This window comes from Roseburia rectibacter (assembly GCF_014287515.2).
Taxonomy (GTDB): Bacteria; Bacillota; Clostridia; order Lachnospirales; family Lachnospiraceae; genus Roseburia; species Roseburia rectibacter.
On the sequence record NZ_CP092473.1, the window covers coordinates 2393102 to 2412415 of the forward strand.

The 19314-nt window shown below is 42.4% G+C and carries 13 protein-coding genes; all 13 read right to left on the bottom strand.

All coding sequences use genetic code 11. From position 1 onward, the window contains the following. Positions 1–242: 242 nt before the first annotated feature. The gene (gene rny / locus H8S51_RS11380) at positions 243–1790 is read right to left on the bottom strand and encodes a ribonuclease Y (RefSeq protein WP_022112858.1); all 1548 of its coding nucleotides are present in this window, start codon (positions 1788–1790) and stop codon (positions 243–245) included. A gap of 200 nt (positions 1791–1990) precedes the next feature. Beyond that, positions 1991–2614: a regulatory protein RecX gene (locus H8S51_RS11385; protein ID WP_117919030.1), complete on the bottom strand. Its 624-nt coding sequence runs from the start codon at positions 2612–2614 to the stop codon at positions 1991–1993. Positions 2615–2617: 3 nt separating this feature from the next. Further along, on the bottom strand, positions 2618–3769 hold the full coding sequence (gene recA / locus H8S51_RS11390) for a recombinase RecA (RefSeq protein WP_186900444.1): 1152 nt from the start codon (positions 3767–3769) through the stop codon (positions 2618–2620). A gap of 1317 nt (positions 3770–5086) precedes the next feature. Next, positions 5087–5473 (bottom strand): NAD(P)H-dependent oxidoreductase, encoded by a 387-nt coding sequence (locus H8S51_RS18290; protein ID WP_186900635.1) that lies wholly within the window; start codon positions 5471–5473, stop codon positions 5087–5089. 370 nt (positions 5474–5843) lie between these two features. Next, positions 5844–6533 (bottom strand): LysR family transcriptional regulator, encoded by a 690-nt coding sequence (locus tag H8S51_RS11405; protein WP_334294414.1) that lies wholly within the window; start codon positions 6531–6533, stop codon positions 5844–5846. 81 nt (positions 6534–6614) lie between these two features. Further along, the gene (locus H8S51_RS11410) at positions 6615–7385 is read right to left on the bottom strand and encodes an adenosylcobinamide-GDP ribazoletransferase (RefSeq protein ID WP_117922675.1); all 771 of its coding nucleotides are present in this window, start codon (positions 7383–7385) and stop codon (positions 6615–6617) included. Between the two features lie 19 nt (positions 7386–7404). After that, positions 7405–8121, bottom strand: coding sequence for a bifunctional adenosylcobinamide kinase/adenosylcobinamide-phosphate guanylyltransferase (locus H8S51_RS11415; protein WP_118208763.1), 717 nt, complete (start codon positions 8119–8121; stop codon positions 7405–7407). Then, positions 8118–9200 carry a nicotinate-nucleotide--dimethylbenzimidazole phosphoribosyltransferase gene (gene cobT, locus H8S51_RS11420; protein WP_241070690.1) on the bottom strand — a complete coding sequence of 361 codons (1083 nt, stop codon included), beginning with the start codon at positions 9198–9200 and terminating at the stop codon, positions 8118–8120. The genes H8S51_RS11415 and cobT overlap by 4 nt, the downstream gene beginning before the upstream one ends. 1135 nt (positions 9201–10335) lie before the next feature. Further along, the gene (locus tag H8S51_RS11425; protein ID WP_117922539.1) at positions 10336–11964 is read right to left on the bottom strand and encodes a cobyric acid synthase; all 1629 of its coding nucleotides are present in this window, start codon (positions 11962–11964) and stop codon (positions 10336–10338) included. Between the two features lie 78 nt (positions 11965–12042). Further along, the gene (locus H8S51_RS11430; RefSeq protein WP_186900446.1) at positions 12043–13785 is read right to left on the bottom strand and encodes an ABC transporter substrate-binding protein; all 1743 of its coding nucleotides are present in this window, start codon (positions 13783–13785) and stop codon (positions 12043–12045) included. 50 nt (positions 13786–13835) lie between these two features. Then, entirely contained in the window at positions 13836–15626 is a 1791-nt protein-coding gene (locus tag H8S51_RS11435) for a sensor histidine kinase (RefSeq protein ID WP_118209148.1), read from the bottom strand. Positions 15627–15676: 50 nt separating this feature from the next. After that, positions 15677–17158 (bottom strand): alpha-L-fucosidase, encoded by a 1482-nt coding sequence (locus H8S51_RS11440; RefSeq protein WP_186900447.1) that lies wholly within the window; start codon positions 17156–17158, stop codon positions 15677–15679. Between the two features lie 15 nt (positions 17159–17173). Next, positions 17174–19222: a beta-galactosidase gene (locus tag H8S51_RS11445; RefSeq protein ID WP_186900448.1), complete on the bottom strand. Its 2049-nt coding sequence runs from the start codon at positions 19220–19222 to the stop codon at positions 17174–17176. Positions 19223–19314 lie beyond the last annotated feature (92 nt).

A 19314-nucleotide genomic window follows, 5' to 3' on the forward strand; every position in this document is an offset into this window, starting at 1 on the left:
CTTCATGGATATGGAATTATGGATTGCAATTTCCATATATACAAGAAAGAATCCTGCCCGGAGTTTTTTTGATTCATAGGACGTGAGATTTCCTATGAATCAAAAAACTGCCGTACCGGTCATTTCTGACTCTGGTACGACAGTCTCTTTATTTTTTCCAATAATAAAATGCACGTTCTGTAAACATTCTATTATCATGAACAATGGCCTGCACGCTTCGCGAGCAAAACTATTGTCACGAATCATTTCGCATAATCCGTTACTCTTGATTCTCGAATAACATTTACCTTAATCTGTCCCGGATATTCCAATTCAGCCTCGATCTGTTTTGAAATATCACGTGCAAGCAATACCATATCGGCATCGCTGATCTGTTCCGGAACAACCATGATTCGAATCTCCCTGCCCGCCTGAATAGCAAAGGATTTTTCTACACCCTTAAATCCGTTAGAAATATCTTCTAACTGTTTCAGTCTGTTTGAATATGTTTCAAGTGTCTCTCTTCTGGCACCTGGTCTTGCTGCACTGATCGTATCTGCAGCCTGAATGATACATGCAATTAATGACTCCGGTTCTACATCACCATGATGCGCTTCTACCGCATTGATGATAATTGGTGATTCCTTGTATTTTCTACATAAATCCACACCGATCTGAATATGGGAACCTTCCATATCATGGTCTACAGATTTACCGATATCATGCAATAATCCTGCCCGTTTTGCAGTTCTTACATCTACACCAATCTCAGCAGCAAGTAATCCGGAAAGCTGTGCTACTTCAATAGAATGTTTGAGAGCATTTTGTCCGTAGCTCGTCCGGAATTTCATTCGTCCTAAAAGACGTACAAGTTCTGGATGAATTCCATGAACACCAACCTCTAAAGTTGCCGCCTCACCTTCCTCACGAATCATTGTCTCGACTTCTTTCTGAGCCTTCTCAACCATTTCTTCGATTCTTGCCGGATGAATACGTCCATCCACAATCAGTTTTTCCAAAGCAATTCTGGCAACTTCTCGACGAATCGGATCAAAACCTGATAAAATTACCGCCTCAGGAGTATCATCAATGATCAGGTCAACACCTGTCAACGTTTCTAAGGTACGGATATTACGTCCCTCACGTCCGATGATTCTTCCTTTCATTTCGTCATTTGGAAGCTGAACAACAGAAATCGTCGTCTCGGCAACATGATCTGCAGCACACTTCTGAATTGCAGTGACTACATACTCTTTTGCCTTCTTATCAGCTTCTTCCTTTGCCTTGTGTTCCATTTCTTTGATCAATTTTGCAGTATCAATTTTAACGTCTTCTTCAACAGTCTTTAAGAGATAATCCTTTGCCTGTTCGGAGGTTAAACCGGAGATCCTTTCCAGTTCTTTCACACGCTCTTCATTGAGCTTTGCGACCTGCGCTTTCTGTCTGTTGATCTCTTCTTCCTTGGCTGCAAATCCCGCCTCACGTTTTTCGATCGCTTCTAACTTTTTGTCCAGATTTTCCTCTTTCTGAACAATGCGTCGTTCACTGCGTCCGATCTCTGCTCTCCGCTCTTTTACCTCCTTGTCTAAGTCATTCTTGACACGGATGGATTCTTCCTTCGCTTCAAGCATTGCTTCACGCTTCTTGGTCTCTGCCGTCTTTACCGCTTCATCAATGATCTCACGCGCTTTTTCATCTGCATTTCCGATCTTAGCCTCTGTTACTTTTTTATAGTAAGCAGTTGTAACGAAATATACAACGACCGCGGTAACCAGTAGAGTGATCACAACAGCGATAATCACACTTCCCACAGGAGCACCTCCTTTATTAAATTTTCATTGTACATATAACATTAAAACATGGATTGTTATCTGTCATAATTACAACATATAAATTTTATTCTATTTTAATATTTATGTCAAGTAGATAACTGTTCAATGTGCATAATATTGCATTTTTATTTTGCTCCAATACAACATATTGTACCAAAAATCCAGGTTTTACTGCATTCTTATTCCTCGTATCCGTCCCAGATCTTCATAACATGTAAAATATCGCTGCCCTTAAATCCACGACGCATCAGATACTGGTATGTTTTTTGCTTTTCTTTGCGATCACATTCCTTTGGATCATAATGCTTCTTCTCTAAAAGCTGACGGATCTTTATCTGTTCATCACTGTCAAACGCTTCATCCAGCGCCTGTTCTATCACGTTTTTGTCAATTCCTTTTGTTAAAAGATCTATTTTTAATTTCTGACGGCTCTTCCTCTTCTGCTGATATGAAATATAATTTGTTGCATAACGCAGATCATCAATATAATGATATTTTTTTACATAATCTATTGCAAGATCCACACAGACAGCAGGATATCCATTCTGCATCAGTTTATCTCTCAGCTGATGCTCTGTCCTGTCCATTCGTTCCAACAGAAACATTGCGCGTTTCTTTGCCCTTGTTCCAAGTATTTCATAAATGATCTCATCATATTTTTCCCGGGATATGACAGTTTGCTCCTGTAAACCTAATTTTCTTACCTCACCTTTATATAAAAGGACTTCCATCCCGTTGTCAAAACGAATGGAAGTCCTTCCTTTTTCCCGGGGAATTACTTCAGTGACAAGTAACTCCTGCATCTTTTATTCCTCCGCTTCTGATGACGCAGCCTTCTCGATCGCCTCAGCTTTTTTTACAATCGCTTCAGCAGCCTTTATACTCTGTGCCTCAGTCTCGTTTTCCTTTGCTTCTTCAGATTCTTCGGTTCCGTCAACCTTTAACATCTCTCTGACTTTTGCCTCAATCTCCTCACAGATCAGTGGGTTATCTTTCAGATACTGCTTTGCATTCTCACGTCCTTGGCCAATCTTATCTCCATTATATGCATACCATGCTCCGGACTTGTTAACAACCCCTTTATCTGCCGCAAGGTCTAAGATATCACCTTCTCTTGAAATACCCTGTCCAAACATGATATCAAACTCTGCTTCACGGAATGGTGGTGCCACCTTATTCTTAACGATCTTTACTCTGGTACGGTTTCCAACAACCTCCCCGCCCTGCTTTAATGCCTCAATCCTTCTGACATCCATACGGACAGAGGAATAAAACTTTAACGCACGTCCACCGGTCGTTGTCTCTGGGTTACCGAACATTACACCTACTTTTTCACGTAGCTGGTTGATAAAGATAACCACACAGTTTGACTTGCTGATAACAGAAGTCAGCTTACGAAGTGCCTGGCTCATCAGTCGTGCCTGAAGTCCTACATGTGAATCACCCATATCTCCATCAATCTCTGCCTTTGGAACAAGTGCTGCCACGGAGTCAACGATCACAATATCTACCGCACCGGAACGCACCATGGTCTCAGTGATCTCAAGTGCCTGTTCTCCGCAGTCCGGCTGTGATATGTACAAATTATCAATATCAACGCCGATATTCTTTGCATAGACCGGATCTAAGGCATGCTCTGCGTCAATGAATCCAGCAATGCCTCCTCTTTTCTGTACCTCTGCAACCGCATGCAGTGCAACTGTCGTCTTACCACTAGACTCCGGTCCATAGATCTCAATGATTCTTCCCTTCGGGAGTCCGCCTAAACCTAATGCAATATCAAGACTTAAAGAACCGGTAGGGATCGTCTCCACATTCATATGTGCGGAATTATCTCCGAGCTTCATTATAGATCCCTTGCCATACTGCTTCTCAATCTGTGAAATTGCAGCATCTAATGCTTTTAGTTTATCATTTTTTACTGCATTGATCTCTTTATATTTATCTTCCTTTGCCATTTCTTTCCTCCGTGCGAACTTATGTTCGTTTTTCTGTTCTAATAGTATTATATTTTTTCTGAAATGTCAACCATAAAATTGTCTGTATTCCCCCACACGCTCTACGACAGGTTTATGGCTGCCTGCAAAACACATTTTCCCCAACAGCACTTATTTTTATTTACAGGATTACCGGCAGATTGATGCCCGTGGATCGCCTCTTCAGGCGGTATAGATTTATATCTGACAACCTCATCGGAAATGAACTTCCTTGTCGACAAGTGTATCATAGTATACTTTCAATTACAAGTGCTTTCTTTTATTAAACAAACGCCCCGATAAATGCTGGTTTGCGGGTGACATGAGTTCCCCGGCTAAGGGTGGTCTCACAGGCTTTTGATTGGCAAATTGCATCAAGCCGGGACTGTTTTGTTCCGTTGTACGAAAATAAGGCAAGTCTAAGTCAGCCTGATTTAATGTTTCTCGGAGTGACGTGTGCGTCTTAAACGCCCCGTCCGGGGGCATTAAGACTTGTGCTGCCGTCCGTGGCAGCACAACACTGTGTTACGAACAGGCAGACTAAGATTGCCTAATTTTCTCCCAAAGTCACAAAACGAATCCCGGCTTGATGCGATTTGCCAGCCACTAAGTTGTGATCCACCCTTAGCCGGGAAACTCATTTTACAACCTTGGGGGTGCGTAAATTTTTAGTGTTTGTGTCTGAATCAGATTAAAAAATATTTCCAAATAACTATATTTAATAGATTATTATTGGTTTGATAATACTGGAAAACCTCAATATATCCCATTATGCCTATGTTTATTGCCATACACATTTGAAAAAATATTCTGTGTTATTTGGTCTGACAATTTACGAAATAATTCATGTAATACAATGTAGCAGATGGAAATTCTGGGAAGTCATTAGGCTGAATATCAGTGATACAGCACATTAGGATTTTAAGCATATTTTCAGTTGTGCGAATATCAAAAATCCGCACTTACGCCCCCAGATTTTGAGATGAACCGCCCACCCAAATGGTGTTCACAACCTGAAGACTGGCATCTTGCGCAAAGCCGGAGCTAATTTTGTGACTTTGGGAGAAAATTAGAAAATCTTGGTGTGCCTGTCTACACATAGTGATGTTCTGCCACGGATGGCAGAACAAGGCAGCATCGAGTCATGGATGACTCGTTGTTGCCGTTCACGTCACTCCGCGAAAATCTAATTCAGGCATACCTAGACTTTTCTTATTTTCGGACAACGGAACAAAAATTACTCCGGCTTTGCGCAAGACGCCACTCACAGACCTGCGACACACCATTTGGACGAGCGATTTATTTCATAAACAAACCAGCAATTACTGTTTTCATTTGTGCTGACATTCCATAATAATATAAAGGAGTTACTATTACTAACATATCTGCTTCGAAAAGTTCTTTTCCAATCCTATATTTTTCTTCATAGTCTTTGTCCTTTCTTTCTTTATTGCTCAAAATGAATATCATGCAGCCTGTGCACTTTCTATTTTTCTCATCCAATAATATGACTCCCTGCTCCGGGTTTTTATCAATTGCTCCGATGACTGGATGTGGCACATACATTTCTTCCAGATAAGCAACGTCCTCATCCGCTAAATGTATATCAAGTGCACCCACTGCATCATCAATATATTTCACCTTCGTTGCCCCGATAATCGGAGACTCCACGCCTTTTGCTGCCATCTGCAGCCTCCTGCTTTGTCATCCTCTTATCCTCTCATAGTCCCATATTTCTTCTAATATAACCCCCTGACTAAGGAGTATTATACGAAACAAAGAGTCGCCTGCGACTCTTTCGCGCCCGAGTGGTGCTGTTTACAGCTAATTAAAAAGATGCTCCTTTCGGAACACCTTCATTTTACTTTCATATATATGTTATGTCTAATACCCATTATAAATTGTGAGCAATGCTTATAAGGCATTTTTAACAAACTGTAAAAATAACCGCAGTGTGTCAGCATGCGCCTGATTTTTCTTCCATACCAGAACTGAGCCCGTTTCCAGTTGTGGGGTAAACGGAATGAATCGTAACTCTCCATACATCATCCCAAGATCAAAACAAACCGCTGTCCCCACGCCTTCCTTTACTGGCTGCATTCAGAATAAGATTATAAGTAGCTGCCACATCTAATTGTTCATAAATATCGCCAAACCAGTTTGCCAGTTCATTTTTTACAGAATTTCTCTGTACCATGATAAGCGGAATACCTGATAAGTCAGCAGGTGATACACTTTCTTTTACATACAACGGAGAATCCGGATTTACTAACACGCCCCATCTTTCTTTGCCCAGCATACGAATAAATTCATACTTTGATATATCAACAGGCTCTGTTAAAAGTCCAATATCGAGCAATCCTTTCTCTATACACTCTTTAATGTCATCCGCTGTGGCACTGTATATATGAAACTGTACCAGAGGATAGATTTCTCGAAAATTTCTGATATTTTCGGACAAAATCTCCATACTTCTCGTTTCGCCGCACCCAATAAATATCTCCCCTGAAAGCATATCACCTTTATTTTTCAATTCTGAAATCGTTTTCTCTGATAATGCTGCAATCTCCTGTGCCCGCCTGCGAAGTAACATGCCATCTTCTGTCAAGGTTACGCTATGTTTTCCTATGTGAAAAAGCCGCACTCCCAATTCCTCTTCCAACTGCATGAGCTGACGGGAAAGTGTCGACTGCGTTACATGAAGCAGTTGTGCTGCTTTTGTAATATTTTCTTCTCTGGCAACCATTAAAAAAAATTTAATACTCTAAGTTCCACGCTACACCTCTGGATTTATATGCTCTTAGTATAGCAAAATCAAACGTATTTTTTAAATTAATACAATTTTACATACCGCAGCAGCCAAAACGATCACACCCTCGCACACTGTCACAAAATACCCTTCGGTATCCCCGGTAATACCGCCGAGTTCCTTTTTGCATTTTTTATAATAATACCAAAAAGTAATGCCGGCACCCACTAAAACGGCTGCACCGGTAATGCCGTCTATATATAGCATCAACACTGCTGCCGACAGTGTCTGCAAAAAAAGTGCTGCCTTTACTGTCCGTTCATGTGCCCTGCTCGTAAACATATATAAAAGTCCCTCTTTTTTAGCGCCTGGAAAGGTCACTGCTGCTATACCGCTTAGACATCTCGATAAAAAGAATCCGACTGCTGCAATTTCTATCTGCCGCACAGCATTTATTTCTGAATAAGCTCCGATATAAATCAGTTCATAAAGCACCAGACAGATCACGGAAAAAGCACCTATGTGGGAATCTTTTAAGATCTCAAGTTTCCGCTCTCTCGGCTGATAGGAATGGAATGCGTCCATCGTATCCATAAAACCATCCACATGAAATCCACCGGTAACTGCAAGCGGGATTGCTGCACCTATCATGGCAAATGCCATATTTCCAACCGAAAACTTTCCGCAGAACCACCACCAGAACATCGTGATTCCACCGATCGCTGCTCCCACCCATGGAAAAAAACAAAATGCATATTTCATTTCTTTTTCCTGCCAGGTAAACTGCGGCATTGGGATCTGCGAATACATGGAAAATGCAATGATAAATGCTTTTAATGCTGTTGTCATAATCGTCTCCATTTCCGGGTTATTTTACAAGAAGCGGGATTCCCGCAACAACCTCAACAACTGAATCTGCCATTTCTGCCAGCAACTGATTGATCTGCCCAAGATTTCTGATATATTCCGTCGTCCCCGGCTCATAAGTGATTCCGTCCTCAAAAATCTGGTTGGTTACGACCACTAAATGAGCGGTCTGATCTCTCAGATGCCTGATCTGACGGATTATATTTTGGGCACAGCTATTTGTCTCTTTCTGTTGTTTCTTTGTTATATATACATCATTTTGTTCTGCGGGATTTTCTTCCTCCATACAGCCTCTCTCCTGCTCATCTCCAGGCTCCGGAAACATCTCGTTTGCGACAAGATTGGACATACACTCCAGCAAAGCCACCGGCATAGATGATTTTCTGCCGAATTCATCCCCTACGCACATAAGAATTTCTGAAAATGCTTCGTCCACATTTATGGGACACTCCACTGTATAAAATCCCTTTCCTGCGCGCAATTTTCTGTGCCTCTCCACCCGGCGCATGCCCTCTTCTCCATACACACGCATCGTCGCAAGATAATACAACTTATGACTTTCCGCTGACAGATATCCATCACAGATTTCTGATGCGTGGTCCGCATCCGGGATTTTATTTCCAGTATCCTGATTCTTTTTCCCTGCCAGCTTCACTGCCAGATTTTCCGCATATTCCGACTTTCCGCTGCCGCTTGCACCTGTTACCAATATCATCATATTTCCGTAAACCTCCGGTATGCTTCCACCCTGATATCTGAAAAAGTTGTCCTGTTATCATAGACAGCATGTACCGTATCCAGAAGTCCAAACATCAGAACTGCGCCTGTTCCCTCACCGAGTGCTAACGCACCATCAATGACCGGATGTACTCCAAGTTCCTGTAAGATCAATGCCGCAGCAGGCTCTCTGCTTTTATGGGAGGCGATCAAAAAATCTTTTACCCCCGGCACCAGCCGTTCTGCCACAAGTGCAGAAACTGCACTGATCACACCGTCTAACACAACAGGAACACCATAAACTGCTCCTCCGATACACACACCACATAAGCCGGCAATATCAAGTCCTCCAACCGAACACAGAATCCGGAATGTCTCTTTGGAATCAAACTGATATTTTTCCCGTGCTGCATTGATGACTTCTATCTTGTGCTGTAATCCCTCATCACTTAACCCTGCACCTTTTCCGGTAATATCTGCAGTCCCACAGTCCAGCAGTGCCGCAGCCACAGCACTGCTGGTTGTTGTATTTCCAATTCCCATCTCACCGGTTGCAAACAGCATCACGCCATCTTCTTTACATTTTTTGACGCTTTTAATCCCTGCTTCAATCGCAGCTAGTGCTTCCTGCTCTGTCATCGCAGGCTGTTTTAAGAAGTTTTTGGTACCAGGGCATACTTTTTTGTTCCAGACACCCTCCGGTGTTTTTTCTGCTGCGATACCAATATCGATTGGTATCACCTCGGCATTCACCTGTGCTGCCATAAGACAGACAGAACTTTTTCTTTTTCCCATGGATTCTGCAACCTGATACGTGACCTCCTGTCCGGACTGGCTGATGCCCTCCTCGACGATTCCATTGTCTGCACACATCACGATAACTGCCTTTTTCTGTATCGGAACACTCTCATCGCCCGTCACTGCACCGATCTGCGTAAATATCTTTTCAAAAATTCCCAGACCGTCTAATGGTTTCGCCAGGGAATCCCAGTTTTCCTGCACTTTTTTCCGTATGTTCTCATCTGGTTTTCTGATTTTGATTTGCTTAAGCTGCTGGTTTGTCATGTATTTTTTGTCCATTTCTATAATATCTATATTTTTATAAGCTCCCAACAAATGCTGGTTTGTTTATGAAATAAATCATCTCCCCAAATGGTGTATCGTAGGATTGTGAGTGGCATCTTGCGCAAAGCCGGAGTAATTTTTGTTCCGTTGTACGAAAATAAGAAAAGTCTAGGTATGCCTGAATTAGATTTTCTCGGAGTGACGTGACCGGCAACAACGAGTCATCCATGACTCGATGCTGCCTTGTTCTGCCATCCGTGGCAGAACATCACTATGTATAGACAGGCACACCAAGATTTTCTAATTTTCTCCCAAAGTCACAAAATTAGCTCCGGCTTTGCGCAAGATGCCAGCCTCCAGGTTGTGAACACCATTTGGGTGGGCGGTTCATCTCAGAATTGTGGGCGCGGGTGTGGATTTTTGATATTCGCACGAATAAAAATATGCTTAAAATTCTAATGTGCTGTATCATTAATATTTAGCCTGATGACTTTCCAAAATTTTCAGCTGCTGCATTGTATTACATGAAATTTTTCGTAAATTGCCAGATTAATAACGCAGAATATTTTTTCAAATGTGTATGGCAATAAATATGGGCAGAGTGGTATATATCGAGGTTTTTGCCAGTGTTGTCAAACAAATAATAAACCATTGAATATAGTTATTTGGAAATCTTTTTTTAATCAGATTCAGACACAAAACACTAAAAATTTACGCACCCCCAAGGTTGTAAAATGAGTTTCCCAACGAAGGGTGGTTCACAGCCTTACGGCTGGCAAATCGCATCAAGCCGGGATTGCTTTTGTGACTTTGGGAGAAAATTAGAAAGTCTTTGTATGCCTGTTCACAATACAGTGTTGTGCTGCCATGGACGGCAGCACAAGTCCTAATGTGCCCGGACGGCACATTTAGGACGCACACGTCACTCCGCCTCAACCTGAAGCAGGCATACTTAGACTTTCTTATTTTCGGACAACGGAACAAAACAGTCCCGGCTTGATGCAATTTGCCAATCGAAAACCCCCGGAACCACCCTATACGAGGAAACTCATGTCACCCGCAAACCAGCATTTTTATTTATTTCTGCTATCGTTTATTATAGGACAGTTTCCTGTATTCAGCAACAAACAAATTTCCTCTGTCAGATAATTTACCGTTCCATTCCCATCATCTGATACACCGCATCCATATCCAAATATTCCCGCAGTGTATCAGCAAGTTTATCATACTGCGTTTCCTTAAATTCCTGATAACTCTGCAGTGTTGCTGTCTCCATGGAAATTCCTTTTTTTGCTGCCAGTGCTTCCACGATCTTTGCGGCGATACCGTCTGCATCGAATACACCGTGGACATACGTACCATAGATGTTTCCTTTGCATATTCCATCTGTCTTTTTCATTCCATTCTGATCTGTAATATAGCACAGATTTTCATTGTGATATCTCCGCAATTTGGTTTTCCGGCTTTGCATTTCCTGCTGTTTTTGTGATTTCTGCAGAATTTCAGCTCTCGCTCTCTGACACGGATCTGCAGCAGCCATATCCATCTCATTTTCCGTAAAATCCGTTCTGCTGCTCGCTCCCATATGAATCTCATACCCCGTCAGCTTCATGCCGGACAGTACAGACAGCACACCGGAAAGTTTTTCAAATTCCCCGTCCACCTGTGTTCTCGTCTTTTCCTGTTCCATCTCTGTTACCATCGGCAAAAGTTCCATGCCGCGCAGCATACCGCCCTCCTCAACACCATAAGGATCTGCAATACACTCTCCTAACATCTGGTAGCCGCCGCAGATTCCAAAGATCACGGCATCCTGATTTTTCGCATGCTTTTTTATGGCAGCTTCCAGACCATTCTGACGCATCCATTTTAAATCACCCATCGTATTTTTGCTGCCCGGCAGAATGATCATGTCAGGCTGATGCAGCTTTTCCGGTGTATCTATATAGCGGACAGAAACACCTTCGATCGATTCAAATACCATGAAATCCGTAAAATTGGAAATACGCGGAAAACGGATAACTGCAATATCAACTGCCTTTTCCTCGTGATCCGTAAACCGGTCTGACAGACTGTCCTCATCTTCAAGTACTAAATGCATATAAGGCACGACTCCGGTAACCGGAATCCCGCCTTTTTCCTCTAACATCTGTATACCAGGATCTAAGATCGACACATCCCCGCGGAACTTATTGATGATAAGTCCTTTAATGCGTTCCCGTTCTTTTTCTTCTAACAAAACTAATGTACCGATCAGCTGTGCAAATACACCCCCACGGTCAATATCCCCGACGAGCAGTACCGGTGCGTCTAATAACTCTGCAAGCCCCATGTTTACAATATCGTTTTCTTTGAGATTGATCTCTGCCGGACTGCCGGCTCCTTCGACCACTATGATATCAGCCTGCTGCTCTAACGTCTGATATGCTTTTAAAATATCCGGGATCAGTTTCTTTTTATACGCAAAATAATCCCGTGCCTTCATATTTTTAAGCACTTCGCCGTTTACGATCACCTGGGAGCCTGTATCATTCGTTGGTTTTAAAAGAATCGGATTCATGCAGACCTGCGGTTTTATCCCTGCTGCCTCTGCCTGCATGACCTGCGCACGCCCCATCTCAAGTCCCTCTTCGGTAATATAAGAGTTGAGTGCCATATTTTGGGATTTGAATGGTGCCACACGGTAACCGTCCTGCTTAAAAATACGGCATAAACCTGCTACAAGCAGGCTTTTCCCAGCATTTGACATTGTTCCCTGAATCATGATTCTTTTTGCCATAAATTTATTTCTCTTTCCTATCCCTGTATTTTCTTTTTAGAACAAAGAGGTGCTTGCGACTCTTTCGCATTTACCCATCTACTCTCGGCGGCTGATCTCATCCCGCAGTAACGCGGTCATTTCCTGATCTGCTTTTTTTAGACCGACAGCTTTTAATTTTTGCTGCATCTCATCCCATTTTGCATCAAAATCCTCCGGTTTGCAGACAATGCAGTCGATCAGTCCTTTCCATGCTATGTCATTCAGATTACTTAATATCTGATTCAGCTCATCCGGCAGTGTCAAAGACCAGAGCGGTGAATAATTTTCTTTTTCAAATTCTTCTTTCTGTGGGAAAATATCGATCAGCATATCTGCATTCCATGCTTTTAATGCCTCTTTTTCCATCTCATCATAACTTTCCTTTATCACATTTCTTGAACTCTTGCTGTATGAATTGCCGGTAGAATCAACTGCCTCATTTCCATAACTTGGAAACGGATATACACGGAAGCCAACTCCTGTGCGCTCCGAATAATTCGTATCACTTTTCGATACCTCAAGGTCTTCCTCCGTAATACAGCGTTTTCCATTTTCATCATAATAGTAGTTAACTCCTTCGATTCCCCAGTTCAGAAGGATCTGTCCCTCATCACTGCATATCCAGTCCAGAAATTTGACCGCCCGTACAGGATCTTTACAGCTTTTCGTAATACCGATTCCCCAGCCGACTGCCAGACTTCTCTGCTTTAAAGACGGGCATTTTACAGATTCATCAATCGTAACCGGAAGTCCCGCATAAGTCCGCTCGTCCTGTCCTTCCGATCTTAAAGATACCTCCGCATTTGCATAATCCCAGTCTTTATCCAGCAGTCCAAGCACCCTGCCGTCTGCAATCTTCATAATATAATCTTCGTGTGTCTGTGTGGCAAATTCCGGATCTAAAATTCCTTCATTATATATTTCGTTCAGCCATTCATAATATTCTTTCTGTCCATCCGCTGCATGCTTATAATATACTTCTTCCTTGTCCTCATCCACGATCCACTGACCATTATCCGGCGAACCATTTGCGATAAACCCGGACGGATTAGACAACATCGTATACCAGTGCCAGTCAGAACATGCAATGGAAATACCGATGGTCGGTTTTTCATTAATAGTGGGATATTTTACCATATAGTCACGGATCATCTGTGTATATTCATCTAATGTATATGGTATCTGATACCCGTTTTCCTGCAATACCGCCCACTGGAGCTGGGCTGTCCCTGATGTTTCCAATATTTCTTCCTGCACCTTGTCACTGCATAACTGGTAAATAGATGGATCATCACTGGAATAACGCAGATTTTCGTACTCATCTCCATACAATTTTTTAATATTAGGACCATACTCATCGATCAGATCTGACATATCAATCAATGCATCATTCTGGATCAATGTCGGAGCATCCCCTTTTGCAAACACAAGATCCGGATATTCCCCGGTTGCAACCATCAGCGCAATACGGTTATCACTGGCATCCGCAGGGTAATCCATCTTTAGCGTAACACCTGTCTTTTCTGTTATTTTCTGTGCGACAGGATCTGTCCATGTGTCCTCCATCCCGTCCGCATTATAAAATGTAAATGTAACCGGTTCTAAATCTTCCTGACTGCTCTCCTGCTTTTGTGTGTCTGAAACAGTTGTATTTTCTGTGGCCCCACAGCCATATAACCCCATCAGCAGACTGCCTGTGATAAGACCACTTACGATCCTGCTGCACACTGTTCTATTGCATGCAAAATATTTACATACAAAAGTTTTACCTATACCTTTGTATAAAAAACTCCTTCCCATATATCCTGCCCCTTTAAATTATTTTCTCATTTTCAGAATGTAATATTTCATTACTCAATTTCCGACGTCAGAACCGGAAGTTTGATACTGACTTTCGTTCCTGCTCCTGTCTTACTCTCAAATTCTACTCCGTAATTCTCCCCATACTGAAGTTTAATTCTCTGATTGACATTACAGATTCCGATATGCGTCCGGTCAAGATTGTCAAAATCATTCAACGCCTTACGCACTTCGTCTAGTTTTTCCATGGACATTCCGCATCCATTATCTGATACTGTAATCCACAGATGGGATCTCACTTCAACCCTGATCACGATTTCTCCCCCGCTTTCCTTTGCCTCAAGTCCATGCACAAATGCATTTTCCACAAAGGGCTGGATCAATAGCGGCATAACCTTCAGTGAACTGATATCTCCCTCCGTCTCAATACTGTAATGAATCCTGTCATGGAAACGGTAATCCTGTATTTTCAGATAATACTCGACTAACTTCAATTCTGATTTTAACGGCTGTAATGTATTGCTTACCTGAATATTTCTCCGCATGATCTTTGCAAGCATTTTTGCTAATTCTTCGATATCCGGCTGATTGTGAATCCTTGCCTGCATGCGGATCGTCTCCAACGTATTATACAAAAAATGCGGATTAATCTGGCTTGCAAGCATCTTAAATTCCACTTCTTTCTGCCTTGCATTGACCTGTTCTTTCTGCACACGCTCCTTGATCACATTATTCATCAGTTCCTGGATAGAATCGATCATAACCTTCAGATCACGATAAAGATCTGTGATTTCATCCTCACCGCCGATATCTTCTGTAATATTAAAATCTCCGGTTGCCGCCTTGTGCATCTGGAGACGGAACGTATTTACCCTTGCACTGAACTGATTGGAAAATGCTAAAATGATTCCAAGTCCAAATGCCACACATACAAGCTGCGGCACAAGACTTCCCAACGCACTGCGTGCTGCTGATCCGGCAATCTCCTCATACGGACATACACTTACTAACGTATAATAATCATCAGAGTAATCCGGTTTTACCCGCACTGTCGATAAAAGACAGGTATCTTCGCCCTGAAAACGTACTTTTCCGGAATAAGTATCATCTTTGATCTGCTTTAATAACAGAATCATCTCATCTGTATCACGGTTATTTTCATTGCGATGTAAAACCACAGTATCATCATACACTAAATAAGTATCCTGTGTCCGCTCCTGCACCGGCAGTTCTGTACGCTTATACTGCATGGTTATCGCAAGTACACCGACCGGCTCCATATCCTTTGTATATAAAAGTCTTGACATCCGAAGGGAATCTTTGCGTTTGAGCGAATCATACGAATAAGACCAGTAAGGCTTTCCATCCAGATCTAATGTATTCTGGTACCATGGTTTCTCTGCGATCTCCTGGTCTACATGTACAAAATATTCATTATTGGAAATTGTATCATTATTAAGATACAATGTGATACTTGAAATTTCATGATAATAATATTTCAGATAATCAGAAATGGTATCATAGTCTCTGTAATCTGCAAGAATCTCTGAATAATTTTCATATTGATGAAATGCGATATGCTCGATCTTTTCATCAAAGTACATCTGTTTGGAAATATCAGAGATGACGGACATACTTTCGCTCATGGAATCTGCGATCATATTCAGTCCATCCATCTCGCTTTCCTTTGCTTTCTGGATCAGTACCGTTCTTGTATTCTGATAAGTATAAATATCCAATAACAAGATCGGCAGAATTCCTCCGGCAATATATATAAAGAGCATTCTCTCCCGCAGTCTTAAGTTACCTATAAACGTTTTTATCCGGGCAAACAAACTCATATTTCTACACCTTTCGTTTGTCTTTCAGTCAGACCGGCATTTCCCACTATTTATTCCGGGCAAACACGTACTATAACCGGAAATCTGCTGTTTATTCCGGGTGCTGTGACATGAAGTCCCTCCCCGTCAACAGACCACTGCAGCTTACCGTCATATCCTAAAATGTCCACCGAATCAATGATGCCATGAAACTCCGGTACATTCTGGTCACTGCTGTCTGCAAGTGAATGGATACAGAAAACACCATCTTTAGGACATTGTAACGCAATCGCGTAAATATTTCCATGATTAATCGTAAAACGATAATCTCTGTCTGTAAATTTCAGTTCTTTCTGATCCTGAAACTGCCCTTCTGCCGTTACAGTAGGTCCTTCCATGGATTTTCTCCATACCTTTGCCCCCGTGATGGCTTCACTGTTTACTTTCATCCATCCTGCAAGGTCTTCTAAAATCGCACGGTCGCCATCCGGTATGGTTCCATCCGCTTTTGGACCGATATTCAGTAAAAGATTTCCGTTTTTGCTGACCACATCAACAAGCGTACAGATGATCTCATTGCTGCTCTTATAATCTAACGTATCTGTATAGCACCAGGAATTTCTTGCTACCGCCGTATCTGTCTGCCATTCATACGGCTTTGCCTCCGCAAAACCACCTCGTTCTACTTCTACAATACCGCTGCCAAACATCATTGCATCATGTTTATAACAGATTTTTACATCTTTGCCCCATTTTACGCCACAGTTATAATAAAATGCTGCAATTTTCTTTAAATATGGCTTAAATGCCTGATGCTGTACCCACCAGTCAAAATAAAGCAGCGATGGTTGATAATTTAAGATCAGTTCTGCGGTGCGTGCTAACCAGTCATTTAAAAATTCTTCCGTCGGATATGGTTCTCCATAAAGATCTTCCGCATCCGGTTCCGGCATAGACGGCCAGTACAGATCTCCTTTTTGCAGAGGTTCTCTGATATCACTGTCAAATTCTTTTCCATGCCCTAAGAAAAACCAGTGTTCTGCACGGTGGGAAGATGCACAAAACATCATACCCTGTTTTTCAATCTCTTCTTTCAGTTCCCCAAGCACATCCCTCTTTGGTCCCATCTCTGCGGCATTCCAGTGGGACAGTCCGCTTTTGTACATCTGAAATCCATCATGATGTTCCGCAACCGGAAATACATAACCGGCACCAGCCTCTTTAAATAATTTTACCCATTCTGCAGGGTTAAATTTTTCAGCACGAAACATTGGAATAAAATCTTTGTAACCAAAATTTTTCTGGCTTCCGTAAGTTTTTACATGGTGTTCATATGCAGGCATTCCTTCGATATACATGTTCCTCGGATACCATTCATTAGAGTTTGCAGGAACGCTGTAAACACCCCAGTGGATGAAGATTCCAAAATGGTTTTGTTTAAACCAGTCCGGGGTGTTTGCCTGCATCAGGGAGGACCAGGTGGGTTGATACGGTCCTTCTGCAATGATGCGGTCTACGGTTTCAAGAAGTTGTTGTTCTTTCTGCTGTTCCATAACATGTGTCCCTTTTCATTGTTCTGTATTTGGTGCGAAACTCTGGATGATCGCAACTGCTTTAGGTTCAAGCACAATATTTTCTCCTGCCTGGTAATCTGCTTTACCGAGCAGGTCGGTTCCGGCTTTTTTCAGCGTTACTTCCTGTGGTTCATCCGTTGGATTTAAGAGGAATAAGAAGCTGCCATTTTTGTTCTCGCGGAGGGTGATTTCTACTTTTTCGCTGCCTGAAGCGAGAGCCTCGACACCGGCATCTTTCAGGATATCCGTCAGGAAGGTACGGTAAAACTCTCCGTCTGAACGGGTTGCAACGTAGCAGGCTTTTCCTGTTCCAAAGGAATTGCAGGTCAGTACCGGCATTCCGGCATAAAAATCATTGTCATAAACGGCAAGCGTTTCTGCACCTTCGGTGTGTAAGAGGTCACAGAGTACTTCAGCCGGGTAAGTGACATCTTTGTATGCAAAAGTGTGTTTCATTCCGACATTCCCCTCCGGGATGGCATCGGATTCTTCCACCCAGATGCCTAAGATATCGCGCAGTCTGCCCGGGTATCCGCCTGTAATAACAAGATCATGATCTTCCACATAACCACTGAAATAGGAAGTTACAAATGTACCTCCTTCTTTGACATATGCACGGATTTTTTCATCATAACCGTCTTTACACATGTATAACATCGGTGCGATCACAACTTTATAACCGGACAGTTCATCATCCACACCAACAAAATCCATCGGAATATGAAGATTCAACAATGCTTTATAATACTGATAGATTTCTTCATAATAATTGATGCATCGGCTTGGTCCTGCGGACAGCACGGTTGCCCACCAGTTATCCCAGTCAAACACCATTGCCACTTTTGCCGGAGTACGTGCGCCAAGCAATGTATCCGAAAGTCCTTCAAGTTCTTCCCCAAGCGCCGTAATCTCACGGAATACCCTTGTATTTTCATTACCAACATGGTCGATCACTGCACCATGATATTTTTCACAGGCACCTATGCTTCTGCGCATCTGGAAAAACATGACCGTGTCTGCTCCATGCGCTGCTGCCTGATAGCTGTATAAACGCATCACACCCGGACGTTTCAGGGCACAATAAGTATGCCAGTTGCTCACACTCGGTGTCTGCTCCATCAGTGCAAACGGTTTTCCGCCCTTTAACCCGCGCATCAGATCATGCGCCATCGCATTGTTTTCTGTTTCTGCCCCAAATGACGGATAGCTGTCCCAGGAAATAAAATCCATCTCTTTTGCCCATTTCTGGTAGTCTAATGACGGATAAAATCCCATCAGATTCGTGGTAACCGGAACGTCCGGTGTATATGCTTTTACCGTATCACGCTCTAACTTATAACAGTCTAAAATACTGTCTGAATTAAATCTGCGGTAATCGAGCGAAATTCCCTGGAAGTTTGTGCGGATACCATCCCAGTTAAATTCTTCCGAACGCATATCCGGCAGAACGACATCATCCCAGTCATAAAATGTATGGCTCCAGAAACAAGTATTCCACACACGGTTTAACTCATCGATCGTCTTATATTTTTTGCGCAGCCATACACGGAATGCTTTTTCACAGTTTTCACAATAACATTCTCCGCCATATTCGTTGGAAATATGCCATGCAACGATATTGTCATAATCTTTATAACGCTCTGCAAGTTTTCCAGCCAGTGCCACGGAATATTTCCGGTAGGTCGGACTGTTTGGGCAGGAATTATGACGTGCTCCAAACTTACGTTTCATACCGTTATGCTCCACACGCAGGATATCCGGATATTTTCTTGCCATCCATGCCGGATGCGCACCTGTTGAGGTTGCAAAGCAGACTTTTAATCCGTTTTCTTTTACATATTTCATGATCTTATCCAGTTTGGAAAAATCATAGGTAACTTCATCCGGCTGCAATGCTGCCCAGCTAAACACATTTAAAGTCACAACATCTATATGCGCCAGTTTAAACATGCGCATATCCTCTTTCCAGATCTCTTCCGGCCACTGCTCCGGATTATAGTCTCCGCCGTATAAAATTTTATGTACTTTGCTGCTCTCGATCATCTCTTTACTCCTCTTGCCTTTTTATATTTTTTCATTGCCTATAAATATATTTTATCTGCTTTTTTAAATAGTGAACTGTCCAAAAATTGACA